Origin of the sequence: Anabaena sp. PCC 7938, from assembly GCF_049315035.1 — a bacterium.
GTDB lineage: Bacteria > Cyanobacteriota > Cyanobacteriia > Cyanobacteriales > Nostocaceae > Anabaena > Anabaena cylindrica.
On sequence record NZ_CP186034.1, the window covers coordinates 5734200 to 5760449 of the forward strand.

Here is a 26250-nt window from a genome sequence, read left to right on the forward strand (position 1 = left end):
TAACAGTCATTTGTTCCAAAACCAGAGAATTGTATGTCGAAATTCAGCTTCAGATACCGATTGCTATCTTTAGGAATAGGTCAGCGCATTAGTTTAGGATATGCCTTGGTTCTGAGTATTGCTGTTTTCGGAACAGTTACTGGCTTTAGTATCGGTAGTTATTATTACGAACAAGCTTTTCTACAAGAGAAACACACTCGTAACGAAGTTGAACTACTCCATCGTTTGCAAGCTAGTCTTCTCCGAACACGTACCTATCAACAACAGTTAATCCCTTGGTTGTCAAACCCAAAACAGTTTCGGGAAGAATATGCTCACATAACTTATCATCAAACGGAAATTCAGAAATCTTGGGATGAACTCAAGAATTTTGTAGAAAATGAGCCTCCGTCAGACTATAAATTACATTCACCAGAAGTACCAGAATTATTGAAAACTTATGCCGGTATTCCGGAACTTTACTTGAGAGAACTAGATAGCCGAATGCGGCAAATTAGCTTGTTGAATCTGGAGTCACCCACAGAATTTGCTCAAGCTCAAACAATACTACTACAATTTACAAATGGCGATTTAGCAATCAGATATGATGGTATATCAGATAATCTGGTAGAAATAATTCAGAACTCATACGAGATATCCCATCAAGCAGAAAGGATGTTAGCGCATTCAAATAATATTGCTCAGGGAATCGTGATTAGCAGCATCGGATTATCTATGGCTATATCGATTATATTGGCAATTGTTACCAGTCGTGCGATCGCTAAACCTATTCAATCTCTGACCAATATCGCCCGCAGATCCACAGAAGAATCTAATTTCGATTTACAAGCTACTATTGAGTGTCATGATGAAATAGGTGTTTTAGCTAACTCTTTTAATCAACTCATTAATTCGGTGAAGGAACTATTACAGCAGCAACAGATCGCTAATGCTACACTTGTAGCTGATAAAGAAACTCTGGAACAAAATGTTCAAGAAAGAACCCAGGAACTTAGGGAAAAAAATACTGACCTACAACAGATTCTAGAGGAACTACAACACACTCAAGTCCAAATGGTACAAAGTGCAAAAATGTCCGCCTTGGGCCAAATGGTTGCAGGTATCGCACACGAAATCAATAATCCAGTTAATTTTATCTTTGGTAATCTCACTCATGTTGATGAATATGCTAAAAGTATGCTGGAATTTGTACAACTTTACCAACAGTACTATCCTGACCCAATTTCTGAAATTGAAACTAAGGCTAAAGAAATTGATCTAGAGTTTATCCAGGAAGATTTACCGAAAATACTTGCTTCTCTGAATATGGGTGCTGAACGCATTCGCAACATTGTCTTATCTCTTCGCAACTTCTCACGGATAGATGAAGCAGATTTCAAAGCAGTAGACATTCATGAAGGTATTGATAGCACATTGTTGATCTTACAACATTCTCTGAAAGAAAAACATGACCGCCCAGCCATTCAAGTTATCAAAGAATATAGTGATTTGCCTAGGATAGAGTGCTATCCTGGACAACTTAATCAGGTATTTATGAATATTCTTTCTAACGCGATTGATGCTCTAGATGAGGTCGATGCTGGGCGAAATTATGAGCAAATGCAAGCAAATCCTAGCCAAATTATTATCCGCACTTCTTTGGTGGATTCACGATTAGTGCAAATTACCATTGCTGATAATGGAACTGGTATTTGTGAAGAGGTACAAAACAAGATTTTTAATCCATTCTTTACAACTAAAAATGTTGGCAAAGGGACAGGTTTAGGAATGTCTATCAGCTACCAAATCATCACGGAAAAACATCATGGTAAGCTAAATTGTGTTTCTCAACATGGAAAGGGAACAGAATTTATCATTCATTTGCCGACCAAACATACATAAACCTCATCCAGGTTGAGAAGCTGGAGTTTTTCAAAAGAGAACTCTTAACAGGGAACAACCCGGATTCCTATATATTTTGTACTTTTACTAAATCTGATAAACTATCTTAAATTTACGATTTAATAAAAGCTGATAGCGCCAGGCTAATAATTAATTTATGAATGAAGTCTTATTTAGTATTGAAAATCTGCGTGTAGCTTATCCACAACGTAGTGGGGAAGAAGCAAGTTGGGCAATTGATGATGTATCTTTTATCCTCCAACCCGGTGAAAGAATGGGTTTGGTGGGAGAGTCAGGTTGTGGTAAATCCACAATTGGCAAGGCTGTGATGCGTTTGTTACCTTCCTCTAGTCGTATTGAGGGAAAAGTAAATTTTCACGGACAATCAGTATTAGATTTAACAGTAAACCAGATGCGAAAGTTTCGCGGAGAGTCGATAGCACTGATTTTTCAAGATCCAATGACGCGACTTGATCCACTAATGAGCATTGGTAATCATTGTATTGAAACGCTTCAGGCTCATTCACCAGAGTTATCAAAACAGCAAGCCAAGGAAAAAGCACTGGCAACCTTAGAAAAGGTGAAAATTCCCGCTAGTCGCTGGAGTCAGTATCCCCATGAGTTTAGCGGTGGAATGCGTCAACGGGTGGCGATCGCACTGGCGCTCCTTCTCAATCCTAAACTAATTGTGGCTGATGAACCTACAACTAGCTTAGATGTTACCGTTTCTGCCCAAATTTTACAAGAATTAACCCGATTATGTGGTGAAGAGAATATGGGTTTATTGCTGATTTCCCATGATTTAGCAATGGTGGGTGAATATTGCGATCGCATCGGTGTGATGTATCAAGGTAAAATAGTAGAAATGGGGAAAACAGAAACTGTATTTAAACAACCCCAACACGAATATACTCAATCTCTCCTCAAAGCAGCTTTACACATTCAGGCAGAACAGGAAGCAGAATCAGAAAACCAGGAAAAACCTATACTATCCCCGATTTTAAAAGTTACAGAACTCAAACAACATTATACCATTGAACCTAACTTTATTGAACGCCTATTTAAAGGAGAAGGTCAAACAATTAAAGCTGTAGATGGGATTAATTTAGAACTATATCCAGGGGAAATATTAGGATTAGTTGGTGAGTCTGGTTGTGGTAAAAGTACACTTTCTAGAACTATTTTACAATTAATTCGCCCTACATCTGGGAAAGTTGAATTTTTAGGCAGGGAATTAACTAATTTATCACGCCAAGAAATTCGCTCTTCCCGGCGAGAAATACAAATGATGTTTCAAGATCCTCATGCTTGTTTAAATCCAGCCATGACGGTAGGACAAAGTATTGCTGATCCTTTATTAATTCACAATTTAGCTAATACTGGAGCAGCAAAAGAACAGGTTTTGTGGATGTTAGATAAAGTGGGATTATCACCAGCAGAAATTTATTATCAGCGTTATCCTTCTGATTTATCTGGGGGACAACAACAACGGGTAGCGATCGCACGCGCCTTAATTACTCGTCCTAAACTAGTCATCTGCGATGAACCCGTAAGTATGTTAGACGCTAGTGTGCAGACACAAGTTCTAGATTTGATGTTGCAACTAAAAGCCGAATTTGAGCTAACTTACCTATTCATCACCCATGATTTGTGGTTAGCGCGGTTTTTGTGCGATCGCATCGCCGTCATGAATAGCGGTAAAATAGTTGAACTAGGCATCACCAAAGAAATTTTCTCTAATCCCCAACACCCCTACACCAAAACTCTCCTAGCCGCTGCACCCCTATTAGCGAAAGCTTAATATTAGGAGTTCGGAGTTCGGAGTTCGGAGTTCGGAGTCAGAATAAAATTACCAATTACCAATTATCAATTACCAAAGTAATTAATGTCTAAAAATTCACCCTCAAAACCTTACACAACTAATACAAATCCATCAGATAAATGGCAAGAAAGAATAGCACAAATAGCATATCGCTTCAATCGACAATATCAAAATCAACCCTTTGAAGTACCAGAAGAAGTACAAGCAATGCCAATATTTCAGGAATGGAAAACTGGCTTATTAGGCGATAGGATAGTATCACCTTTTTGGGAAATCGCTCAAATTCAAAAAAACCAACACTGCTTAGATATTGGTTGCGGTGTCAGCTTTTTAATCTATCCTTGGCGAGATTGGCAAGCATTTTTTTATGGGCAGGAAATTAGTAATATAGCCAGAGATACTCTCAATTCCCGTGGTTCACAATTAAACTCCAAACTTTTTAAAGGTGTGGAATTAGGAGCATCACATTATCTAAACTACGCTTCAGATCAATTTGATTTAGTCATAGCTACAGGATTTAGTTGTTATTTTCCCTTAGAATATTGGCAAGCCGTTTTACTAGAAGTCAAACGGGTATTGAAACCAGATGGACATTTTGTATTTGACATCCTAAATTCAGAACAGCCTTTAGCAGAAGATTGGGCAGTTCTAGAAACTTATTTAGGTGCTGAAGTATTTCTAGAATCTGGGACTGAATGGGAAAAAACCATTAAAACAGCGGGTGGTAAAGTAGTCAAACGTCAATTAGGAGAATTATTCGAGTTGTACAAAGTTCGGTTTTGAGAGAAAATTTAGGGAATTAATTATAGCAACCCTATATCCTTCAAGCTGCTGCGTGTAATCTCGATTCTGGCAGCTAGATCATCTCGTTTATTGATGTCAATATTCGTAGCAAAAAAGTAGACATTTTTGTTTTGTTCCAAATAGCCAACAAACCAACCTATTTGTGGTTTATTAGTAATTGACCACCCTGTCTTAGCACGTAGCGTGTAGTCTGGAGTCTGTTCCCGCACCATAATATCTTTAACAACATCCATTGTTCGTTTTGTAAAAGGTAAATTACCTGCATACAATCGTTGCAAAAAATTAATTTGGGCCTTGGGTGTAATTTTCAATGGACTTTGCAGCCAGAAACGATCAATATCTGCGGCAGTGCCAATTTGACGGTTGCCATAGCCAACTTTATCAATCCATTGCTGCATTCTTTCATATCCAATTCTACGTGCTAGAACTTGGTAAAACCAGACAGTGGAATTTTTGAAGGCTTGACGTAAATTCGTATCTTGATTCCAACCCTCAAAATCCCGGTGAATTCCATCCCAAGTTAGGACAGCCACATCATCAGCAATCACACCCGTTTCTAAAGCCGTCAAGGCGTTGAAAATCTTGAAAGTTGAAGCCGGAGTCATTGCTGTGGCATTGCGCTGAGGATTGTGTTCGTAGGTGAGATTGTTCTTTGAGTCATAAATTATGATCGATCCTTCAACCCCAAATTTTTGGAAATGCCGTCCTAAATCTGGGACTTTAACACTCACTTTTGCTGAATGTGCAGATGAGTGAGAAGAGGGTTGAGCCTGGACATATATTGATCCTAAGCTAATAATAATTATGACTGTGAACACAAAACTGAGCGATTGCGCGGAGCGCAGCACCAGAGATGATCGCCAAATACGAAACAAAATTTTCTCTCCATTTAGATTAAAGTACAATCAACAGAAAACCGAATAAATTTTCCGGTGACAGTGTATTATTTGTAAATATTTTACTAAGAATTTTGCCCAAATAGCCGCAATGACCATCCGCCATGCCACAGAAACAGACTTACCGACAATTGTAGATATTTATAACGCTGCTGTTCCTAGCCGCATGGCCACAGCCGATTTAGAACCTGTATCTGTGGAAAGTCGCATGGCTTGGTTTAAAGGACGAGTACCCTCACAACGCCCTCTGTGGATCATTGAGGTAGATGATGCGATCGCTGGATGGCTAAGTTTCCAATCATTTTATGGCAGACCAGCTTACCATTCCACAGCCGAAATTAGTATTTACATTTCCCCAAACTTTCAAAAACGTGGTTTAGGAAAGCAACTAGTAGAACAAGCAATCAACGAAAGTCCGAATTTAGGTTTAAAAACGTTAGTTAGCTTTATTTTTGCCCATAATTACCCCAGTTTGAAGCTATTTGAAAAATTTGGCTTTCAACATTGGGGGCATTTGCCCAAAATAGCCGATTTAGCTGGTGTAGAAAGGGATTTAATTATTATGGGGTTGCGAGTTGGGGAACCAGAATAAAGAATACCTTAACTAGCCATCACCAACTGCGTACACGAAATCGTATAACAATATTTTTAAGTCCTGAGTCCTGAGATTGACCAAATAATTACTAATTCGTAATACCGCTACGCGGACGCAAGCTACGTAATTCGTAATTAAAGAGGGTACAAGCCCCCACTAAATCCAAGATTTAGTGGTCTACAATCAGTGATAGGTTCAAGCCTCCACTGATTGCAATTACAAATTACGTTCGCATAGCCTGCCGGAGGCATTATTATCAATTACGAATTATTGTAACTAGCCACCACTCAACACTCAGCACCGAAGCCGCAAACAGAATTTTTATCGAGCAGTTAAAGTATCAAAGTTGTATTCAGTACCAACTTTTAGCTGATTAGCATTGTACTTAGGAGACATCAACAAAGAAGTGTCGTAAGGATTCGGTAAATCAGGGGTACGAAGATATGGATCATTCATACTTTGTTGGGTGAGAACATCACGATAAAGAGTATTAACCAACGCAGCATCTTTCGCTATTTCATTATCAGGGAAAGTTGTTCCAAACTTACCTCCCGGCCCCAGCAAGGAATCTACCTGACGCTTTAAACTGCCATTATCGTAAAAGTTAGGATCATGGCGAAAATAAGCTCTCTCGAAACTATCACTCGTTGTTTCATAACTATCTGCTTGCATCTGAGCAACTGCAACTACAGGAAAAGCAGTACTAGTAGTCAGGAGTACTAATAATCCACCAAAGCCTTGCCATTTTATACCCATATTTACTACTCCTCAATTTTTGGTCGAATCTTAATTTATGCTTAGTCTCAGAACTCTCATGAGTTTAACCTTTGGTGTAGCACAACTTTTAACTGTTTGTAATGTCTAATTCTACTGAAACATCTAACCAATCGGATATTTGGGCAACTACTACTGATTTAACAACCCTACGTCAGAAGTTACTAGATTTATTTTGCCAACTTGCTTATCAAGAAGGTGATTTTGTTCTTTCTTCTGGACAGCAGAGTTCTTACTATATTAACGGTAAACAAGTAACACTCCACCCTCAAGGTGCTTTGGCAGTAGGCAGACTTTTGTTACAACTCTTACCGAAAGATACACAAGCAGTAGCAGGTTTAACCTTGGGGGCTGACCCCATAGTTTCAGCGGTGAGTGTAGTTTCCGTCTATGAAAATCGACCCATACCAGCTTTGATTATTCGCAAAGAAGCTAAAGGTCATGGAACAATGGCTTATATAGAAGGACCTAGTTTGCCACAAGGTGCAAAAGTAGTGGTTTTAGAAGACGTTGTTACTACTGGGCAATCTGCACTGAAAGCTGTAGAACGATTACAAGCAGCAGGTTATACAGTCAATAGAGTAATTTCTTTGATAGACCGATTACAAGGGGGAGCGGAGTTATATCAGTCTAATGGGTTGCAATTTGATGTCCTGTTTTCAATTCGGGATTTACAAGAACGTTACCAGCAGATACTCACGAAAGTTTCAAATCATTAGTAATCGGCAAATACCTTAGAGACGTTCCAGGGAACGTCTCCACAGTCAGGAATAAAGCGCGGTTTAATAGTGTCTTTTTGGTAAGTATGCAACTTTTAAGTGCGTACTTTTCATCTTATAGGGGAACATATTAAACTGTATAGTACTCCTAAATACAGCAGATTGCAGATCAATAAGGTACAAAATCAAAATTTAACCCTAAACACCAAGCCATTTTTACTCCTGACTCCTGAATTCTGCTGTAATTTATGAACTTAGTAGGACTTAATATAATGTCTCAAAATACGATTAACTACATAATTCATGACGGAAATCTACGCGGTCGTAGTCAAATTGACTGGCTCGATAGCTATCATACATTTTCCTTCAGTCACTTTCATGATCCCAAACGCATGGGATTTCGTTCTTTAAGAGTGATTAATGATGACCGCATTGCTGCTGGGGCTGGATTTCCTACTCACGGACATCGAGATATGGAAATCCTCACCTATGTTGTATCAGGTGCAGTTGAACATAAAGATAGTTTGGGTACAGGTTCAGTAATTCGTCCCGGTGACGCACAGATTATGAGTGCGGGTACTGGTATCATGCACAGCGAATTTAATCACTCCAAAACTGAAGAGTTACATTTATTGCAAATCTGGATGTTACCAGACACATCAGGATTATCACCAAGGTATGAGCAAAAGGCTTTTTCTGCGGCAGAAAAGCGAGGAAAACTGAGATTAATCGCAGCTAAAGATGGACGTGATGATGCTGTGACTATTCACCAAGATATTGATTTATACGCATCTATTTTAGAAAAGGGTGATGTTGTCAATTATCATGTCCAACCTCATCGTTATGCCTGGCTACAAATAGCGGCAGGTGAAGCAACTTTCAATGGTCAAGAACTAAGAGCCGGTGACGGAGTACAAATTACTGGAGAACAAAAACTAGAAATTAGTACAAATCTCAGTGCGGAAATCTTGCTTTTTGACTTAGCTTAGAGAACTCCACAAAAAAGATGATCCAATCTTGTGGGATGGGCATCTTGCCCGTCCTTCTATTTTTAGCAGGCTTTTCGGCCTGCACCACAAGAAATTTTGGGATATGTTTTGATTTGGAAGTCTCTTAAACAAAAATTCAACCTAAAGCTTAAAGCCTAATATTTGGCAAATATTGGGCTTTTTCTGCTTAATCTTCTTTAATCACTATCGAAATAAATCGACTGGAAGTCTCTGAAGCTAATGTTGCCCTTCCAGACAATATTTGACAATCAGTAGACAATTCCTGTTATCAGCATCACGTTCATAAACAACGTGATCTGCCAAGCGTCGGAGGAGAAACCATCCATACCCACCTACTTGTAGAGTACCCGGCTCTGGCTCAATAATCGCATCAGGATTAAATGGTTTTCCATAATCCCAAATTCTCATTTCTAGTCGGTCAATCCATAGACTCACTTCGATATCTATCGTTATATCTGGTGGTAAAGAACGATGAGCGTGGCGAACTGCGTTGGTAAAGCCTTCTGCTAATGCTAAATTGAGGCGATAGAGTTGGCTTTCTGACCAGCCGTATTGAGTTAAATATTGCAGACAGAATTTTTCAAACCATTGTTGCACCTGGTTTAGGAGCTTCAGATCGCTCTTTACCGTCAGATGGTCTTGCTGCACTATGGTAAGCATTGACCGTGACTTGAATATTAAGTAAATAAAAAATGCTAGTTTTGTTGGTTTGAGATTTAGCAATAGCTTTGATCTTATATCCAAAACTTAGACTTTGAAAATCAATGCCTGTGCTTTTTAAAAAGCATATTAGCCGGGAATATGAGTAACTAATGGACTATGTAAGCTTTGTGGCTAAGTTGTTAGGCTCATAACTAGGTATATGCTCTTTAAAATCACAGGCATTATAGTACTTTGTGGAACAAATCAGTTAGAACAGTCCCAAAGTCAGAGATTTATCTAATGGCAATGCAGCACCAATACCTAACCAGATAGTTACAAAAGTACCAAACAAAAATACTGTTGTTGCTACTGGACGACGGAAGGGGTTTTGGAACTTATTCACGTTCTCAATGAAGGGAACGAGAATCAGACCCAAGGGTACGGCTGCCATTGCCAATACTCCTAACAGTTTGTTAGGAAGGGAGCGTAAAATCTGGAAAACGGGATATAGATACCACTCTGGCAAAATTTCCAAGGGGGTAGCAAAGGGATTCGCTGGTTCACCAGTCATGGCGGGATCTAGGACTGCTAGAGCGACAATACAAGCGAATGAACCCATAATCACGATTGGGAACACGTAAAGCAAATCATTAGGCCAAGCGGGTTCACCATAATAGTTGTGACCCATGCCTTTGGCAAGTTTGGCTCTTAACTGAGGATCACTGAGATCCGGTTTTTTTTGCGTTGACATTTTGAAATTTGCTCTCCTGCTTAAATTAAGTTAAAGCATTTGTGAAAGCCATCAGCTATTTAGGTAAGCCGCACGTTTGTGCGTCTGGTTGAAAGCCACAAATTTAGTATGACACTAAGTTCTGTCTTGCTAGTTGAAATAAGTTTTTGTAGCTTTCAATGCTTACAGCTTCAGAGCATAGTGTTTGTTTTTCACTTAAATGTTATTTGCCCTAAGTTTAAAACAAACGACTCTGATCTGGAAACTGTTTTTACCTATTTAGTGATAATTTTCAGTTACAAAGGCCCAGAAATACCTTGTTTGCGGATCATCAAGAAGTGGAACAGCATGAATACTGCAATCAACCAAGGTAGAACAAAGGTGTGGGCGCTATAGTAGCGGGTTAGGGTCGCTTGACCGACGCTAGAACCACCACGTAGTAGGTCAGAAATTAGAACCCCAACTACGGGAATTGCTTCGGGTACACCACTAACGATTTTTACAGCCCAGTAACCAACTTGATCCCAAGGTAGGGAGTAACCAGTCACACCGAAGGAAACTGTGATGACAGCGAGGATGACACCACTTACCCAAGTTAGTTCGCGGGGTTTTTTGAAACCACCGGTTAGATAAACTCGGAAGACGTGCAGAATCATCATTAGTACCATCATGCTGGCTGACCAGCGGTGAATGGAGCGAATTAGCCAGCCGAAGTTGACTTCATTCATGATGTACTGAACGGAGGAATAAGCTTCAGCTACTGTGGGCTTGTAGTAGAATGTCATCGCAAATCCAGTAGCAAACTGGATGAGGAAGCAAACGAGGGTGATTCCACCTAGACAGTAAAAAATGTTGACGTGGGGAGGGACGTACTTACTGGTTACATCTTCAGCGAGCGCTTCAAGGTCTAAGCGTTCCTCAAACCAGTCATAAACGTTGGCCATACAATCTTAAGTTCCTAAAAATTGGTTGCGGTTGATAAATCTCCCAATAGCAATTTTGGGATTTTCACAAAGAGTAGCTTTCTTGCAGAATCGTTAAGATTTTCAGAAACTTAACACTCTGTAAATATCGAATATATTGCGATCTCTTTGCAAGCCAACGCTGAAAATGTTGGTTCCAAAGTAGATTTTATCGTTTTTGAGGAGGGATATGCACAGCAGCTGTTGATGACAACTTGATGAGAGCAATGCACCTCTTCTATAAAAAAAGTAACATAGTCGAGAGATAGATTTCATCAAAAACGTGGCAACTGGACAGTTAGAGCTAATTTGGGTTGAGGTGAACATGAATAAAAAGGTTTTTAGGTGGGGATTTTCCTTGCTATTGGGTTTTTGCTTGATTTTTGGGGCATTCATCTCACCTGCGATCGCTTTGACTCAGGAGCAAAAGCTGGTTTCTGAGGTTTGGCGAATTGTTAATCGCTCTTATCTGGATGAGACGTTTAATCATCAAAACTGGTCGGATGTGCGGCAACAGGCTCTAAAGAAGCCGCTGCTAAATGACCAGGCAGCATACACGGCAATTCAGAAGATGCTGAAAAGCCTTGATGATCCTTTTACTAGGTTTCTAGACCCGGAGCAGTACCGCAGTTTGCAAGTTAATACTTCTGGTGAACTGACGGGTGTGGGTTTACAAATTGCCCTCAATCCCCAAACGGGTATTTTGGAGGTAATTACACCTATTGAGGGTTCGCCGGCAGAGAAGGCAGGTTTAAGACCACGCGATCGCATTTTGAAGATTGAAGGATTATCTACAGAAAATCTGACTCTTGATGAAGCTGCGTCCCGAATGCGCGGTCCTATCGGCAGTGTAGTATCACTTTTGATTGGCCGAGAGGGAGAAACAGACCAGGAAATTATCTTGATGCGCGATCGCATTGAACTTAATCCTGTTGTAGCTGATTTGCGTTTATCCCCCCAAGGAAAACCCATTGGCTACCTGCGTCTCACTCAATTTAATGCTAATGCAGCTATGGAGTTAGCACACGCTATTTCTAGTTTAGAAAAAAAAGGCGCGGTTGCCTATATCCTCGATTTGCGAAATAATCCAGGGGGTTTATTACAAGCGGGCATTGAAGTTGCTCGTCAGTGGTTAGATTCCGGCACAATTGTCTACACGGTCAATCGTCAAGGTATTCAGGGCAATTTTGAAGCCTCTGGACAAGCTTTAACACCAGACCCATTAGTAATATTGGTGAATCAAGGGACTGCTAGTGCTAGTGAGATTCTGGCCGGTGCGCTGCAAGATAACGGTCGCGCCCAGTTAGTAGGTGAAACTACTTTTGGTAAAGGTCTAATTCAATCGTTATTTGAATTATCCGATGGTTCTGGATTGGCAGTGACAATTGCTAAATATGAAACTCCCAACCATCGAGACATTAACAAACTAGGTATTAAGCCAGACACGGTAATTACCCAAACACCAATTACCCGTGACCAAATTGCCACAGAAGCAGATAGCCAATATCAAGCCGCTGTGGAATTGTTGACCAAAAATTTGGTAGTAGCTGGTTCGCAGTGATGGAGTAATGGAGTGATGGGGAGAGTATTTATCTTTCTTCTTCCTGCTCCCTGCTCCCTGCCTCCTGCCCCCTGCCTCCTGCCTCCAATCGCTGATAAGCCTGATCTATAAAATGTTTGCCTCGAAGGAAACCGATGTTACCGCCGGGGCAAATGTATTGTAGAGTTTCTGGTGTAAAGCGATCGCATAAAGCTTGAACACTTTTAAGTTGTCTAGGCCAGTGAAAAGTTTTTGCTGTGCGTAATGCTACTGGTTCACCTTGCAGATTGGGGACTAAATGCCGTCCCGAAAACAGAACTCCCCCAAATTCGCGATAATATAGACATGAGGAGCCTGGAGAATGTCCAGGTGTCCAGATAGCTTGTGTGGTGGCATCAAGAGTAAATTCTTGATTAAAGGTAGTAACATTTAAGCCAGGTAACAAATAAGCTTCTTGCTCTTGAATGAGAATCTCACAATCAAGGGCTTGTTGAATTTCTGCTGTTTTACCAATAGCACCACGATGAGTTATGAACAACCAACGTACGCCTTTTTCTGTTTGTGCAGTTTGCCCCAGGCATTCCCAAAAATCCTGATTAATTTGCTCTAAAGACGGGCAGTCGATGAGAATATTACCTTCATTTCTTACAATAAGATAAGAAGTTCCTCCTAATGTATCTCGATTTGGTGGCAAGGCAAAAATTTTGTTGATGCCCAAGTCAGTAAATTCTGTTTCTGTTGAATTAGCAGGGATTTCTCCTACTGGCATTTGACCAGAAAGTACAGTTTGAGGAGGCTTAATTGGATAACTTGTTTGTTGAAGTGCGGGAGACATAAATCAAATAATTTCAAAATCAAGAATTCTGATTTTGTGGTAGGTCTCTTTAATTAGGAGTACTACTACCCCAAAAGAATTTTTGTCGGTTAAGGCGTTTCCAATGTACAGAATAACCCATATCACCTGAGTTCGGAGTTCTGAGTTCTGAGTTCGGAGACGCTACGCGAACGGAGTTATGATTTTTAAGAGCGAGAGAATAAGGGTTTGAAACTCTACTGGGGGCGAGTTTTCCACAAATTATCTTATATCGAACTCAGTATGACATCAGTCCAATTTTCAACCGTTTGCAGTATAACTTCTGTGTTCCTACTTCCTTGATCATGAACTCCTGTTTGCGTCAGCGTCTTGGCAGGAAATAGCGAGGCAGTCCTGAACTACTTTTTTTGTCCAAATTAGTGAACATAACATGGCATTTTGGTTTCTTCTCTTACTGGGTCTAGCTACTTATCTCATAGTGCAGCGCAGCGTTGCTCATATCACCCGCACACCAGTGTGGTTATTGTGGCTGGTGTTAATGACACCTGCATTGATCTTAAGCGGTTGGACATTGATTTATGGTGTCAAACAACCACCTCCACCAGGGCTGATTATCTGGCCTTTGGTGGTTTCTCTACTGCTATACTGGTTTTTATTTCTATCAGGGCGTAGAGTACCAGGAGATGCCCAGACTCAAGGACAAATGACAGGATCACCATCAGCTAATAATCCTACCTCCGAAGCATCACCAGTGCGTCCCATTGAGCCGGCAGAAGAAACTAATTTGCGAAATTGTTTCCCTTGGTCTGTATACTACCTACAAAACATTGAGTATCGACCCCAAGCGGTGATTTGTCGTGGTCAGTTGCGAACCAAGGCCAATCAAGCTTATCACCAAATTAAAACAAATATTGAAGAGCAATTTGGCGATCGCTTTTTGGTGATATTCCAAGAAGGTATGAATGATAAACCCTTCTTTGTACTCGTTCCCAATTCCCAAGCGGCTAAACAAAATACAAACCGCGCTTCAGAAAATTTAACTCAAGCCGCAGTAGCCCTTTCATTGTTGTTACTGACTTTATTCACCACCACCTTAATCGGCTCGCAAATTGCTGGGGTGGAATTAACGAAACTCAAATCTGACCTCACTCTACTCACAAATGGTTTACCCTACGCCTTAGGATTAATCACCATCTTGGGTATCCATGAACTAGGTCACTATTTCACGGCTCGATTCCATAAAATTCGCTCGACCTTGCCATATTTTATCCCTGTGCCTTTTTTCTTAGGAACTTTTGGCGCATTTATTCAAATGCGTAGTCCCATTCCCCACCGCAAAGCGTTATTTGATGTCAGTATTGCTGGGCCGATTGCTGGTTTTATCGCCACTTTACCTTTACTGATCTGGGGTTTAGCTCATTCGGAAGTAGTACCTTTGAGCGAAAAAATGGGACTATTAAACCCCAATGCCCTGAATCCCAAATATTCAATTTTATTAGCATTGCTTTCAAAATTAGCCTTGGGAAGTGAATTAACCGCCCAATCTGCCTTGAATTTACACCCCGTGGCAGTAGCTGGATTTTTAGGACTGATTGTCACAGCATTAAATTTGATGCCCGTGGGACAACTTGATGGAGGTCATATTGTTCATGCCATGTTTGGACAACGCACAGCAGTTATCATTGGTCAAATCGCTCGTTTGTTGTTACTCATGCTGTCTTTTATTCGTAGAGAATTTTTGTTGTGGGCAATTCTATTATTATTTATTCCCTTAATTGATGAGCCAGCGCTGAACGATGTCACAGAACTGGATAACGGACGTGATATTTTGGGATTAAGTGCGATCGCTTTATTATTAATAATAATCCTGCCACTACCTCAATTCTTGGCTCGTGTGTTGCAGATTTAGAACAACTCTCAGTTGTTCATTACCATAATTGCGGTATGAATTATGTTATGCCTACGGCACGCTGCGCGAACGCGCAAAGGGGCAAAGCCACAAAGTTTGAAATTTCGTCATACTCTAAATGTGTACTAATAGAGTAATGGACAAAATTTATGCAAATTCAAACACCAGACTGGGTTAAACACGCCGTTTTCTATCAAATTTTTCCCGATAGATTTGCTAGAAGCAAACAACCACGCAAACGTTTATTAAATGAAGCGCGTTGGGAAGATTGGGAAGCAATGCCAACCCTCCAAGGTTATAAAGGTGGAGATTTGTGGGGCATATTGGAACAATTAGACTATATCCAAAGTTTAGGAATTAACGCCATTTACTTCACACCCATCTTTCAATCTGCAAGTAATCATCGCTATCATACCCATGATTATTATCAAGTTGATCCACTTTTGGGAGGTAATGAAGCTTTTAAAGAATTACTAGATGCAGCCCATCAGCGAAATATAAAAGTTGTGTTAGATGGAGTATTTAATCATTCTAGTCGGGGCTTTTTCTTTTTTCATGATGTTTTAGAGAATGGACCCCATTCTCCTTGGGTAAATTGGTTTAAAATTCACGGCTGGCCTCTTGCACCCTACACTGGTGAATTACCTGCAAACTATGAAGGTTGGGCAGGAATTCGCTCTTTACCAGTATTTAATCATGATAACCCAGAAGTACGGGAATACATCATGGAAATTGCCGAATATTGGATTAAATTTGGCATTGATGGTTGGCGTTTAGATGTACCCTTTGAAATTAAAACTCCTGGATTTTGGCAAGAATTTCGCCAACGAGTCAAAGCAATTAATCCAGATGCTTATATTGTCGGTGAAGTATGGGGAGATTCCCGTGAATGGTTAGATGGAAACCAATTTGATGGGGTGATGAATTATTTATTTGCTGGGCCAACTATTGCCTTTACCGCAGGCGACAGAGTAGATTTAGAACAGGTACAAGGCCGTGATTATCAACCCTCTCCACCATTATTTGCGGCTGAATACGCTGCTAAAATCAAAGAATTACTAGCATTTTATCCTTGGGAAATTCAGCTAACGCAACTTAACTTACTTGCAAGTCATGATACAGCGAGATTAATTACCATTGCTGGTGGTGATATCCCAAGTGCAGAATTAGCAACTTTACTTTTACTCACTTTCCCCGGTGCATCTAGTATTTATTATGGTGATGAAGTCGGTTTACCAGGTGCATTAGATCCTGATTCGCGTCGGGGGTTTCCTTTAGAATCTAATTGGAATTTAGAAATTCTTGATACTCACAAAAAATTAATTTCTCTACGTCACAAATATCAAGCTTTGCGTATTGGGGATTATCAAGTTCTTTATGCACAGGGAACGCTGTATATATTTGCGCGAACCTTGGGAACTGAGGAATTAATTATTGCTGTGAATGTGGGAACAGCAACCGCAACGGGTAATGTAGATTGTAGTAGTTTACAAACTCAACCTGAGCAAATTTTATTTGGTACTGGGGAAGTTGAATGGAATAGTGAAATTCTTGATTTAACCATTCCCCCCCGTACTGGTTGCATTTTAGGTTAAATATCGAAATGTCGGTGAAAGCGATTGTCTATTTTATCAGTTTTTTGTTGATTACAAATTAAGCAGAGAGTTTGTAAATTACTAATATCGTTTTTACCACCACGAGACAAAGGGATAATATGATCAATGCTGAGGTTAGTTTCTTGGGAAGTTTTACCGCAGCTTTGACACTGATATTTATCCCTTTGGAAAACGTAGGTTCTGACTTCTGGGGGTATGGTGATACGTGGGGTTTTGTTCATGTTTTTATCTCACGCAAAGGTAAGAGTTATGATGTAGCATCGTTTATCATACGTCGTAAATCGTCAAGGGGTGATTCTGGTTCTTTGATTTCTGTGTCTTCTTCAATGTAAAATTCAACGCTGAGTTTAAATTTGAGTTTCCCTTTTCTCCAAGATTTAGAACCTAAATTTAGCATTTTGACATCCATACCTTCTTTGAAACATTCAGTATTATAATGTCTATCTTGTAAATAATAAATTTTTTGTCTCCTCAATGCTTCCCATAGAGAAATCAAAAAATTTGTATCACTTCCGAGTTCTTCAAATGCTTGTTTCAATTTATTAACTTTATAAGTTAAATCATTACATTCAATCACATCATCATCATTACACTCTATCAACTTAAAATTATCTTCCATATCTTTCTTCCTTTGCGTCTTTGCGCCTTTGCGTGAGAATACTCTTATTAGGTGAACACAGAAAAACCCTGCATTCACCCAAAATATTATACTATACCTCTTCTTCCCCAATTATCGGCAATAAATGCTCATATAACTGCATTGCTTGTAAACAACTATTAATTCCCGTAACTGCTGTATTATACTCCTCAACTTTCCTCGCAACCTGACTTAACAAACGTTGATTGTTAGCGATCTTTTCCTCCGCTTCTTGTTCCAAAGTTTTCTCTAAATAAGCACGCGCATGAGGATATTGTTGTAAAATATCATCTGCTTGTTTTTCCCCCATTGGTAACAACTGAGTTTTGATAGTTTGGTTGATGGTTTGTCGGAAAGATTTACGAATTGTATTTTCAACTTTCGGTTCAAAATCTAACTTCAATAATTGTCTAATTGCTGGTTCAGCGTCAATTATACTTTCTGCATCATAACCTTGTGAAGTTTGTTCTAATACTTGTCGAAATTGATAAATAGAAAATGTTCCTTCGTTGTAAAATCTGTGACTTTCTCTCACAAAGCGATCGCATTCCACACTAGCAGCATTTACCAAAGCTTGAGAAACTTGTTTTTCTATCAATTTTATCTCTGATTCAATTCCCCCATCATTTCCTAACAAACGATACAATTGACGGTAATATTCTGATTTTCTAATCTTTTCCATTAGCTGCTGAAATAGATTAGCAATTACCTGTTGACAAGACTCTATTAAAATGTCTTCCAACTGGTTAGATAAATAATAAAAAGCCTCTACTAAAATAGCAAGTAAAGGTGCAGTTGCGTTGCGGGGATGACTTAATGTTGCACGACGATAAGCATCAGCTACAGAAAATGTATCTAGTAATTCATCCAAACGACGAATCATCCGAGATTGTAATTGTCGAAAGTCTGCTTCAAATTGCTCGCAATTACTATTAATCAATCCGTTGACTTCTTCGTGAATATGTTGGCTAAAATCTCTCCCAACTTGCTGGAGTTGCTGATTTAATTTTTGCAACTCATATTCTTTCATACTTTCGATTTCACGCGGTTGACTATCTAAGTCTCGTTGCAAACTTTGATAGTGTTTTTTGAGTTTGATGCAAATGTCTTCTAAGTCATCAGCAAGGTTTTTAAATAATTGCGGACGTTTTTCTTCTGTGAGATAGCGTGTAATTGATGTGCGGAATTCTTCAACACCACTATCTTGAATGAGTTGCTTGATTAACGGTGTTCCCTGTTCAGTTAAAATTCTCACATAGTTTTGATTAGGTGTTTCAAAGCTATTAACTGAAATGCGAAATTGACTAGGGGACAATTTACCAGAGTTAGCACAATAGCGATTAAACTCATTAATAAATTGCGGTGTTTCTTCTCTCCCATCTAAACCTTTCACACTTTCAACAAAAATCGAGTCTAAACCAAATCTATCTGAAATTGTTGTTTGTTTAATTTGACTTCCGTAAAAACCTAGTAACCCGCTGGTTTTATAAACTCTGCTACTATCTCGAAATTGGCCATTAATTAAATCTTCTAATCTTTGTCGGAGTTGATTATTGTACCAAGTTTCATCAATGCGGTTAAAGATATAAAAAACCCTGTCTCTTATTCCTGTATTTTCCCGCATTATTTCTAATAATTCGGTTTCTTCCTTTGTCAGATCACCCGCAGCAGCAGGTTTGAGAACACATACGACTGCTGATGTATCTGGATGTTGTATTTTTGCATAGGTTAATTGTGCATCTTTTTCTACGGGTGCATCAATCCCAGGTGTGTCAATAATGACGTTACCATCTTCTAAAAGCGGATGATGACAATAATATTCTATTCGCTTCAAAACCGCGCTGTTACTACCTCTTCGCGCATATCCTGCTGCTTCTTTGAGGTTGGTAAAGTTGAATTGTTCCATTGAGTATGTAGCATTATTAACCGTGTTGATGCGATCGCGGTTTGTTATATATCCTTCTAATAACAAAATTAATGCTTTTGCTTGTTTTCCCCGTTCTGATTTACTCTCTCCACCTTCCTGTTGAATAATTACTGTACAACCTTGACGCAATAAATCAATTACATCAGATTGATTAATATTTTCTACTGTATTAAATCCCAATTGTTGACACAAAGAAACCGCTTGTTCACGAACTTCTACTTCACTCAAAAAGGTTAAAACAACTCTTTCTGAATCTGCTGGTGCATACTCGATTTTGCATTCTGTACCAGTTGCGTGTCCTTCTGCACTATATAATAATTCCCTCTCCAATAGTGCATTAATCAACATTGATTTACCCGCACTAAAAGCACCTGCAAACACAATTTCAAATTTCGGAGAAATTGCTTTATCTAAAGATATTTGCACAGATGTTATATCTTGAGAACGCAAAGCTGTTTCTTGGTGCAACAGTTGTAAAATAGATTCAACTTGAGTTTGTAATTGCTGGCACTGAGGCGCTAAACTTGACATAATAAGTAGTAAACAATGTTTATAAGTATTGTAATATAGCCTTTCCCACTCTAGTTAGATACAAAATTAACCCTCCCCAACCCTCCCCTTGGTAAGGGGAGGGTGCGCGACAGCGCGGGTGGGGTGTATTTCATGAGATTGGGAATTGCTATACTACTTACTGCAATTTAGCTACATTCTACTTAACGCACCACGAGTTACACCTAATTGGTTTTGTAGTTTCAATTCTCTCCAAAGTTGAGAACCGTTGATTTCTCCTTGAAGAAGTTGATTATAACGGTGTATTGTTTTTATTACTTGTTCCGGTGTTTCGTTGAGAAATTCAATCCGGAAGTGCTGTAAACCCAATGATATTAGCCTTTGTACATATTCTGCACCAGTTTGAGCAGTACTATTATATACAGTGTTACGGCATCCTGCATCAGCTTTGAGAATGTGTTCACTACCTACTCTGTCTTTAATTTTGACTTCTAGTTTTTCGCAAGGTCTACCACAGTTAGTATAATCTGTTCCTTCTGATAAGAAAGCACAAAATACGCAGTGTTCCATGTGAAACATTGGTATTCGTTGATGAATTGTCACTTCCAAGTTTTGGGGTGGATAATTTGTAATTAAATCTTCGAGTTGGTTAACATTTAAGTCGTAGGATGCTGTTAATCTTTCTAAATTAAAGCGTTGTTGCAAATAGTCTGCTGTGAGTGGGTTAGCTATATTTAAAGAAAAGTCAGCAACACATCTTTCATTTGCAAAATATTCTAATTGGTCATAATTTCTAATTAAATAACCATCGGCTTTGGAATCACGAACTTGTTTTAAAATCCAGGTTTCTCCAGATTTAGTTATGCGGGGTGGTGCGACAAAGATACTGATTTCTGATTCAGATTCTCGCACTATTTTGACTGCTTCTTGATAATTGCGAGGATTTTCAAATTCACAGTATATTGTTTTGATATCTGCTGTTAATACTGCTTTGAGTTGGTTGATGTTTCTGACTAAAACAATCAGAGAAGGAAAAGCTGGAATAGGGGAAAAATTGGAAGTAATTAAATCTTGCCATTTTCCATGATGATTTAATTGCCAAAGTTTGGGTTTTCTTCTTAATTCTTCTAATTGGGTGACTATTTCCCGACGCATTCGGTTTAATTCACTCACGGGTAACATAATATTCCCGTTGAGATTATTTATAAAATTGTCTAAATAGAAAGAAGTATTTCCTAAACGTCCAAATTGTTCTTTTACCCTTTCTGTGGTGAGAGGTTTAGTGTGTGCTTCTACTAGCAATATTTCTGATTCTACTTGGACAATATTACCAAATTCATCACGAGCGATCGCAATTAATTTTTCTCCAATTTCTCCATACACTTCTATATTAATCGGTCGTTGAAATTGGGGATTTTCTCCAGCATAACTTTGACGGATTTGTTTATCAAGTTCTGGATCATTAGTTTTCCAAACTTTATCACCTATATTTATCCGTCGGAAATTCAAATTATTTCTACCAAAGCTTAATATTACGTCTTTTCCTTTTTCCACAACTGCATATATTCTTCCCCCTTCTTCCTGCCTTTCTGGATGTCCACAATCAAAAACAATTCCGTCACCTGGTTTAACTGGTGCTTCTAGTTTCACTGTTATTTGTTCATTGCTAATACGGGTAACTTCTCCTAAATAAACACCGCGTTTTTTCCCGAAATTTGCATGAACCAATTCTTGATTATTAATTCCCTCAAACCAACCAGTATATAGTCCACGAGAAAACGCCATTTCTAGATTATATTGGTCTTTACGCAAAACAGATGATTTTTGTTCTATATTAGTTTTTATAATTTTATCTAACGCTTTTCGATAAACTTGAGTAACATTAGCAACATATTCTGGTGCTTTCAAACGTCCTTCTATTTTTAAACAAGTAACTCCAGATTTAACCAACTCCGGTAAAACTTCTAAACCTGCTAAATCTTGAGGACTTAATAAATATTTCCGATTACCTAAATTAACAACTTCACCATCTGCAATTAAATCATAAGGCATTCTGCAAGCTTGAGCGCATTCTCCCCGATTTGCAGAACGTCCCCCCAGTGCTTCACTAGTTAAACATTGTCCAGAATATGCGACGCACAAAGCACCGTGAACGAAAACTTCTAAAGGTAGGGAAGTATTTTTTTGAAATATTTGTTGTTGAATTTTATTAATTTCTGTAATGGAACATTCCCGCGCTAAAACTACCAATTGACAACCAAGAGATTTTGCAAATTCTACCCCCGCAGCACTAGTAATCGTCATTTGCGTTGAAGCGTGAATGGGAAAGTCGGGGGAAAGATGACGAATCAGACGACAAATACCGATATCTTGAACGATGACAGCATCAACGCCCGCAGAAATGATAGTTTTGAGGTATTGCTGTGCTTCAGTGAGTTCTTGGGGGAAAATCAGGGTATTCAGGGTGACGTAACCTTTGACTCCTCGTAGGTGCAGAAATTCCATTAACTCAGGTAAATCTGCTTCGGTGAAATTCTCAGCCCTCATCCGTGCGTTAAACCTGTCTAAACCAAAGTAAATTGCATCAGCACCATTTTCTACTGCTGCTTTTGCACATTCCCAATTACCCGCAGGTGCTAGGAGTTCGGGGAGTTTGAGGGTAGGGGTGCTTGTCATTGGGGTTAGTCAGGTTTAGTTCAGTTTATAGATTGTATCTAAATTGGGGGGTAGTTGGTTGGCTATGGTTAATTATATTGACATAAAATAAAATCCATTATTCTGGTATAATTTTTTATCAGCTAAAGATAGATTAATTTTTTATTGATATTAAAATATAAATATCCAGACATAAAATGGCTATAAATAATAGTAGATCATTGTCGCTTGTAAATCAGGATGAAAGTATTTGTGAAAATTTATTAACTCAAGTTAATTCAATACATTTAACAGCAAATAATCAACTTACTCAATCTCATAAAATTGAAATGGGGCAATTTTTAACCCCCGACGCAATAGCCAGATTTATGGCTAATATGTTTGATTTTGAATTAACAGAAATATCCTTACTTGATGCTGGTGCTGGTACTGGTTCATTGTTAACTGCTGTTGTTTTTAAATTGTGTCAACGACTGAAAAGACCAAAATATTTACATATTACCGCCTACGAAATTGACCCTTTTTTGATTGATTTCTTAGAAAAAACGCTTAAATGCTGTGAGAATGCTTGTTATCAATTGGGTATAAAATTTACATATACAATACATCAAAGTGATTTCATCGAATCAGTCGTTAACTTATTACAATATCCTTTACTTGCTGATTCGATAACAACAAAATTTACACACGCTATCCTTAATCCACCATATTACAAAATAAATTCCCAATCAAAATACCGCTTATTATTACGTTCAATAGGTTTGGAAACAACTAATATTTATACAGGTTTTATTTTTGCTGTTATTAAATTACTAAAATTAAATGGACAATTAGTAGCAATTACTCCCAGAAGTTTTTGCAATGGGTCATACTTTAGAGAGTTTCGGCAATTTTTTCTGGAAAATATGGCTTTAGAAAAAATTCATTTATTCAATTCACGTAAAGAAGTATTTAGTAATGATAAAATATTACAAGAAACTGTTATTGTTCACGCTTATAAACAATCAAAAAAACCAGATACTATATTAATTAGCTCTAGTATCAATGCAGAAGATGACTTAATACTGTCTCATCATCTTTGTTACTCTGATGTAATTGATCCTCAAGATCAAGATAAATTTATTCATATAATACCAGATACTTTAAATCAGCAAATAGTTGAGCAAATGAAGCAATTTTTTTGCACACTTCAAGATTTAGGTTTGAATGTTTCTACTGGTAAAGTGGTTGATTTTAGAATCAAGCCTTATTTGAGACTAAACCCAGAGAAGGGAACAGTTCCATTAATTTACCCAACTCACTTTGATCATAGTTATATCAGTTATCCAAAGAAGACTAAAAAATGTCAAGCTATAGTATTAGCAAAAGAGACAAATAATCTTTTAATTCCCAATGAAAATTATGTATTAACTAAACGTTTTTCTTCTAAAGAGGAAAAAAAACGAGTTGTTGCTGTTGTTTACGATGCCACAAAAATTGATACATCTAGTATTGGCTTTGAGAACCACTTAAATTATTTTCATCAACAAGGGCAGGGACTAGATTTAACTCTAGCAAAAGGTCTTACCGCTTATCTAAACTCTAGTTTAGTAGATTCATTTTTTCGCCTATTTAATGGACACACTCAAGTTAATGCTACAGATTTACGTAATTTAAAGTATCCAACTTTAGAACAACTTTATTTATTAGGTAAATATATAGGAGTAGAATTTCCTAACCAGTCTGAGATAGATAAACTTATAGATAGGTTATTATTAAATATGACAGATTCATCAGAAAATAATCCAATTATCATCAAAGCACGTATTGAGGAAGCAATAGAAATACTCGCTGATTTAGGTTTTCCAAAAAAACAACTCAATGAACGTTCAGGTTTAACTTTATTAGCATTACTTGATTTAAAACCTTATGAATCTTGGATATCTGCAAAAGCACCTCTCCTAGGCATCACGCCAATGATGGAATTTATGGAACAACAATATGCTAAAAAGTATGCTCCTAACACACGAGAAACAGTCCGTCGTCAAACTGTACACCAATTTATTGATGCAGGTTTAATTGTTGTCAATCCTGATAATATCGAGCGTCCTGTTAACAGTCCTAAAACAGTATACCAAATTGAAGATAGTGCTTTAGAAATGTTGCGGACATTTAAAACTGATGAATGGGATAAAAATCTGCAAACTTATTTAGCATCTATTGAAACTCTCAAGAACAAATATGCCCAAGCAAGATTAAAAGCAAGAATAGAAGTGAATATTCCTGGTGCATCAATCTCACTTTCACCAGGTGGTCAAAATATTTTAATTGAGAAAATAATTAATGATTTCTGCCCACGATTTACACCTAATAGTAACATCATTTACGTTGGTGATACAGATGAAAAATTTGCCTATTTTGAGAAATCAGCTTTGTCGGAACTAGGAATTAAAATTGATACACATGGAAAGATGCCAGATATAATCATTCATTTCCAAGCTAAAAACTGGTTAGTATTAATTGAAGCTGTAACATCACACGGACCAATTGATGCTAAACGGAAGACTGAACTTGAAAGTTTATTTAAAAGTTCTCAAATACCACTGGTAATGGTGACAGCTTTTCTGAATCGCAAAGCAATGAAAGAGTATTTACCAGAAATTTCTTGGGAAACTGATGTATGGGTAGCAGAAGATGGAACTCATTTGATTCACTTCAATGGTGAAAATCTTCTACAAATTTATTAGTAATATGCAATCCTCAATTATTTGTGAGTAACAATAAGTTAAATTGGTGTTGAACTTGTCTAAACTCCAGTAAATTACATCAGCAGCATTTTTACTGCTGCTTTAGCTTATATCTTGCACTTGGAAAAAACAACTCTTTGCATCTTCCTTTCTTTGCGCGAAAGATTTCTTAATCTATTGTATCTGGATCTATACCCATTTCTCGCAGACGTACTGCTAATTGTGCGGCTTTGCGTTCTGCTTGTTCAGTCCTTAATCTTTGTAATTGGGCTTCTTCTTTACCCAATAATAATAAATTACCTTTCTTATCCCACCAACGCAACCAAAGTTGTTCAGGATTATTCAAATAACTTCCTTGCCATAAACCTAATTCTACACCTAACGGGGGAATGGGATAATGTCCACGTTCGTTAGGCTGCATTTTCTGGTAAGAAAAATCTACCAAATGATAAACTTCTAATTTATCATTATTCACTTCATAAATAACATAATAGGGAATACGGATAATGCGTTCATATACCCAAAATTTACCAGGTTTTTGACCAGCCTGTAAACCTGTTAGAGGTGTGGTATCTCGTTCTTCGTCACCATTACCACTGGCTAATTCTATCGCAATTAATGGGGGTATATATTCCCGCCATAATACATAAGAACGGCGAATTTTACCTTCTAATCTTGGTGATACATCAGGGACATAAAACCAATCTGGTGCTACTGTACCTTTTTCTGGTGGTTCTGTTTCGCGCCAATAAATACCACAATCTTGACCTATACAAAATTGTCCATCTGGATGTAACGTTTGTAAAGTCTGAATAATTGAATCTGTAATAATTATACTTTGGGGATGTTCTTGAAAATTCTTCACAAAAGTACCATCAGACTCTGGTAGTTGAGTATGATCAGGAAACTGCGGTGGTATAGCAATATCAGCCAGGGTTTCACTCATACTATTTAAAGGATTGCAGTTGTTAATTTAATATTATATCAGGAAACAAGTAACAACGATTATCTAAGAAGTTGGGGATCTTGGGGGTTGTGATTGTCAGAATCAGGATATCCAGGATTTGAGGATGTACAGGAT

Annotated in this window: 21 protein-coding genes; 10 read left to right on the plus strand and 11 right to left on the minus strand. The window is 38.2% G+C overall.

Annotated elements, in window-relative coordinates; genetic code table 11:
* Positions 1-33 precede the first annotated feature (33 nt).
* The 3 genes from ACOWPH_RS25635 (at position 34) to ACOWPH_RS25645 (ending at position 4486) form a co-directional block, all read left to right on the plus strand.
* On the plus strand, positions 34-1881 hold the full coding sequence (locus ACOWPH_RS25635; RefSeq protein ID WP_015212935.1) for an ATP-binding protein: 1848 nt from the start codon (positions 34-36) through the stop codon (positions 1879-1881).
* A 157-nt stretch (positions 1882-2038) separates the two neighbouring features.
* On the plus strand, positions 2039-3682 hold the full coding sequence (locus ACOWPH_RS25640) for a dipeptide ABC transporter ATP-binding protein (RefSeq protein ID WP_015212936.1): 1644 nt from the start codon (positions 2039-2041) through the stop codon (positions 3680-3682).
* Between the two features lie 84 nt (positions 3683-3766).
* Entirely contained in the window at positions 3767-4486 is a 720-nt protein-coding gene (locus ACOWPH_RS25645; protein ID WP_015212937.1) for a class I SAM-dependent methyltransferase, read from the plus strand.
* A 20-nt stretch (positions 4487-4506) separates the two neighbouring features.
* On the opposite strand, the gene blaOXA is transcribed toward ACOWPH_RS25645, so the two are convergent.
* On the minus strand, positions 4507-5382 hold the full coding sequence (gene blaOXA, locus ACOWPH_RS25650) for a class D beta-lactamase (protein ID WP_015212938.1): 876 nt from the start codon (positions 5380-5382) through the stop codon (positions 4507-4509).
* A 112-nt stretch (positions 5383-5494) separates the two neighbouring features.
* Here blaOXA and ACOWPH_RS25655 point away from each other — a divergent pair, with 112 nt between their 5' ends.
* Positions 5495-5995 (plus strand): GNAT family N-acetyltransferase, encoded by a 501-nt coding sequence (locus ACOWPH_RS25655; protein ID WP_015212939.1) that lies wholly within the window; start codon positions 5495-5497, stop codon positions 5993-5995.
* A 324-nt stretch (positions 5996-6319) separates the two neighbouring features.
* On the opposite strand, the gene ACOWPH_RS25660 is transcribed toward ACOWPH_RS25655, so the two are convergent.
* On the minus strand, positions 6320-6754 hold the full coding sequence (locus ACOWPH_RS25660; protein WP_015212940.1) for a hypothetical protein: 435 nt from the start codon (positions 6752-6754) through the stop codon (positions 6320-6322).
* A gap of 101 nt (positions 6755-6855) precedes the next feature.
* Here ACOWPH_RS25660 and pyrE point away from each other — a divergent pair, with 101 nt between their 5' ends.
* The gene (gene pyrE / locus ACOWPH_RS25665) at positions 6856-7491 is read left to right on the plus strand and encodes an orotate phosphoribosyltransferase (protein WP_015212941.1); all 636 of its coding nucleotides are present in this window, start codon (positions 6856-6858) and stop codon (positions 7489-7491) included.
* A gap of 272 nt (positions 7492-7763) precedes the next feature.
* Complete coding sequence (locus ACOWPH_RS25670) at positions 7764-8480, plus strand: pirin family protein (protein ID WP_015212942.1); 717 nt, start codon at positions 7764-7766, stop codon at positions 8478-8480.
* 237 nt (positions 8481-8717) lie between these two features.
* Here the strand turns inward: ACOWPH_RS25670 and ACOWPH_RS25675 are convergent, their stop codons facing one another.
* From ACOWPH_RS25675 to petB, 3 genes are all read right to left on the minus strand, one after another.
* Positions 8718-9161, minus strand: a complete 444-nt coding sequence (locus tag ACOWPH_RS25675) for an ATP-binding protein (RefSeq protein ID WP_015212943.1) — start codon at positions 9159-9161, stop codon at positions 8718-8720.
* Between the two features lie 250 nt (positions 9162-9411).
* Positions 9412-9894 carry a cytochrome b6-f complex subunit IV gene (petD, locus tag ACOWPH_RS25680; RefSeq protein ID WP_015212944.1) on the minus strand — a complete coding sequence of 161 codons (483 nt, stop codon included), beginning with the start codon at positions 9892-9894 and terminating at the stop codon, positions 9412-9414.
* Positions 9895-10169: 275 nt separating this feature from the next.
* Complete coding sequence (gene petB / locus ACOWPH_RS25685; RefSeq protein ID WP_015212945.1) at positions 10170-10817, minus strand: cytochrome b6; 648 nt, start codon at positions 10815-10817, stop codon at positions 10170-10172.
* Positions 10818-11160: 343 nt separating this feature from the next.
* Between petB and ctpA the strand changes: the two genes are divergently transcribed.
* Positions 11161-12396 carry a carboxyl-terminal processing protease CtpA gene (gene ctpA, locus ACOWPH_RS25690; protein ID WP_015212946.1) on the plus strand — a complete coding sequence of 412 codons (1236 nt, stop codon included), beginning with the start codon at positions 11161-11163 and terminating at the stop codon, positions 12394-12396.
* Positions 12397-12424: 28 nt separating this feature from the next.
* Here the strand turns inward: ctpA and ACOWPH_RS25695 are convergent, their stop codons facing one another.
* On the minus strand, positions 12425-13210 hold the full coding sequence (locus ACOWPH_RS25695) for an MBL fold metallo-hydrolase (RefSeq protein WP_015212947.1): 786 nt from the start codon (positions 13208-13210) through the stop codon (positions 12425-12427).
* 409 nt (positions 13211-13619) lie between these two features.
* Here ACOWPH_RS25695 and ACOWPH_RS25700 point away from each other — a divergent pair, with 409 nt between their 5' ends.
* Together ACOWPH_RS25700 and ACOWPH_RS25705 are read left to right on the plus strand one after the other, a co-directional pair.
* Entirely contained in the window at positions 13620-15098 is a 1479-nt protein-coding gene (locus ACOWPH_RS25700; RefSeq protein WP_015212948.1) for a site-2 protease family protein, read from the plus strand.
* Positions 15099-15247: 149 nt separating this feature from the next.
* The gene (locus ACOWPH_RS25705) at positions 15248-16693 is read left to right on the plus strand and encodes a glycoside hydrolase family 13 protein (RefSeq protein WP_015212949.1); all 1446 of its coding nucleotides are present in this window, start codon (positions 15248-15250) and stop codon (positions 16691-16693) included.
* On the opposite strand, the gene ACOWPH_RS25710 is transcribed toward ACOWPH_RS25705, so the two are convergent.
* The 4 genes from ACOWPH_RS25710 to ACOWPH_RS25725 all read right to left on the minus strand — a co-directional run bounded on the left by ACOWPH_RS25710 (position 16690) and on the right by ACOWPH_RS25725 (position 22464).
* Positions 16690-16935: an HNH endonuclease gene (locus tag ACOWPH_RS25710; protein ID WP_015212950.1), complete on the minus strand. Its 246-nt coding sequence runs from the start codon at positions 16933-16935 to the stop codon at positions 16690-16692. The two genes, ACOWPH_RS25705 and ACOWPH_RS25710, sit on opposite strands and share 4 nt — an antisense overlap.
* A gap of 26 nt (positions 16936-16961) precedes the next feature.
* A complete protein-coding gene (locus tag ACOWPH_RS25715) occupies positions 16962-17333 on the minus strand; it encodes a KGK domain-containing protein (protein WP_015212951.1) in 372 nt (123 codons plus the stop codon).
* A 91-nt stretch (positions 17334-17424) separates the two neighbouring features.
* Positions 17425-19809, minus strand: a complete 2385-nt coding sequence (locus ACOWPH_RS25720) for a dynamin-like GTPase family protein (RefSeq protein WP_015212952.1) — start codon at positions 19807-19809, stop codon at positions 17425-17427.
* Positions 19810-19980: 171 nt separating this feature from the next.
* Positions 19981-22464, minus strand: a complete 2484-nt coding sequence (locus ACOWPH_RS25725) for a U32 family peptidase (protein ID WP_015212953.1) — start codon at positions 22462-22464, stop codon at positions 19981-19983.
* Between the two features lie 176 nt (positions 22465-22640).
* Here ACOWPH_RS25725 and ACOWPH_RS25730 point away from each other — a divergent pair, with 176 nt between their 5' ends.
* Positions 22641-25169, plus strand: a complete 2529-nt coding sequence (locus ACOWPH_RS25730; RefSeq protein WP_015212954.1) for a BsuBI/PstI family type II restriction endonuclease — start codon at positions 22641-22643, stop codon at positions 25167-25169.
* A gap of 169 nt (positions 25170-25338) precedes the next feature.
* Here the strand turns inward: ACOWPH_RS25730 and ACOWPH_RS25735 are convergent, their stop codons facing one another.
* Complete coding sequence (locus tag ACOWPH_RS25735; RefSeq protein WP_015212955.1) at positions 25339-26115, minus strand: Uma2 family endonuclease; 777 nt, start codon at positions 26113-26115, stop codon at positions 25339-25341.
* Between the last annotated feature and the right edge of the window lie 135 nt (positions 26116-26250).

What these genes read in the sequence shown, in the direction of transcription:
- ACOWPH_RS25715 (WP_015212951.1), bottom strand. Translation starts at nt 17,333, where the DNA reads ATGGAAGATAATTTTAAGTTGATAGAGTGTAATGATGATGATGTGATT.
- ACOWPH_RS25700 (WP_015212948.1), top strand. Translation starts at nt 13,620, where the DNA reads ATGGCATTTTGGTTTCTTCTCTTACTGGGTCTAGCTACTTATCTCATA.
- ACOWPH_RS25670 (WP_015212942.1), top strand. Translation starts at nt 7,764, where the DNA reads ATGTCTCAAAATACGATTAACTACATAATTCATGACGGAAATCTACGC.
- ACOWPH_RS25735 (WP_015212955.1), bottom strand. Translation starts at nt 26,115, where the DNA reads ATGAGTGAAACCCTGGCTGATATTGCTATACCACCGCAGTTTCCTGAT.
- ACOWPH_RS25695 (WP_015212947.1), bottom strand. Translation starts at nt 13,210, where the DNA reads ATGTCTCCCGCACTTCAACAAACAAGTTATCCAATTAAGCCTCCTCAA.
- petB (WP_015212945.1), bottom strand. Translation starts at nt 10,817, where the DNA reads ATGGCCAACGTTTATGACTGGTTTGAGGAACGCTTAGACCTTGAAGCG.
- ACOWPH_RS25710 (WP_015212950.1), bottom strand. Translation starts at nt 16,935, where the DNA reads ATGAACAAAACCCCACGTATCACCATACCCCCAGAAGTCAGAACCTAC.
- ACOWPH_RS25640 (WP_015212936.1), top strand. Translation starts at nt 2,039, where the DNA reads ATGAATGAAGTCTTATTTAGTATTGAAAATCTGCGTGTAGCTTATCCA.
- ctpA (WP_015212946.1), top strand. Translation starts at nt 11,161, where the DNA reads ATGAATAAAAAGGTTTTTAGGTGGGGATTTTCCTTGCTATTGGGTTTT.
- ACOWPH_RS25705 (WP_015212949.1), top strand. Translation starts at nt 15,248, where the DNA reads ATGCAAATTCAAACACCAGACTGGGTTAAACACGCCGTTTTCTATCAA.
- ACOWPH_RS25730 (WP_015212954.1), top strand. Translation starts at nt 22,641, where the DNA reads ATGGCTATAAATAATAGTAGATCATTGTCGCTTGTAAATCAGGATGAA.
- ACOWPH_RS25645 (WP_015212937.1), top strand. Translation starts at nt 3,767, where the DNA reads ATGTCTAAAAATTCACCCTCAAAACCTTACACAACTAATACAAATCCA.
- ACOWPH_RS25720 (WP_015212952.1), bottom strand. Translation starts at nt 19,809, where the DNA reads ATGTCAAGTTTAGCGCCTCAGTGCCAGCAATTACAAACTCAAGTTGAA.
- pyrE (WP_015212941.1), top strand. Translation starts at nt 6,856, where the DNA reads ATGTCTAATTCTACTGAAACATCTAACCAATCGGATATTTGGGCAACT.
- ACOWPH_RS25725 (WP_015212953.1), bottom strand. Translation starts at nt 22,464, where the DNA reads ATGACAAGCACCCCTACCCTCAAACTCCCCGAACTCCTAGCACCTGCG.
- ACOWPH_RS25660 (WP_015212940.1), bottom strand. Translation starts at nt 6,754, where the DNA reads ATGGGTATAAAATGGCAAGGCTTTGGTGGATTATTAGTACTCCTGACT.
- petD (WP_015212944.1), bottom strand. Translation starts at nt 9,894, where the DNA reads ATGTCAACGCAAAAAAAACCGGATCTCAGTGATCCTCAGTTAAGAGCC.
- ACOWPH_RS25655 (WP_015212939.1), top strand. Translation starts at nt 5,495, where the DNA reads ATGACCATCCGCCATGCCACAGAAACAGACTTACCGACAATTGTAGAT.
- ACOWPH_RS25635 (WP_015212935.1), top strand. Translation starts at nt 34, where the DNA reads ATGTCGAAATTCAGCTTCAGATACCGATTGCTATCTTTAGGAATAGGT.
- ACOWPH_RS25675 (WP_015212943.1), bottom strand. Translation starts at nt 9,161, where the DNA reads ATGCTTACCATAGTGCAGCAAGACCATCTGACGGTAAAGAGCGATCTG.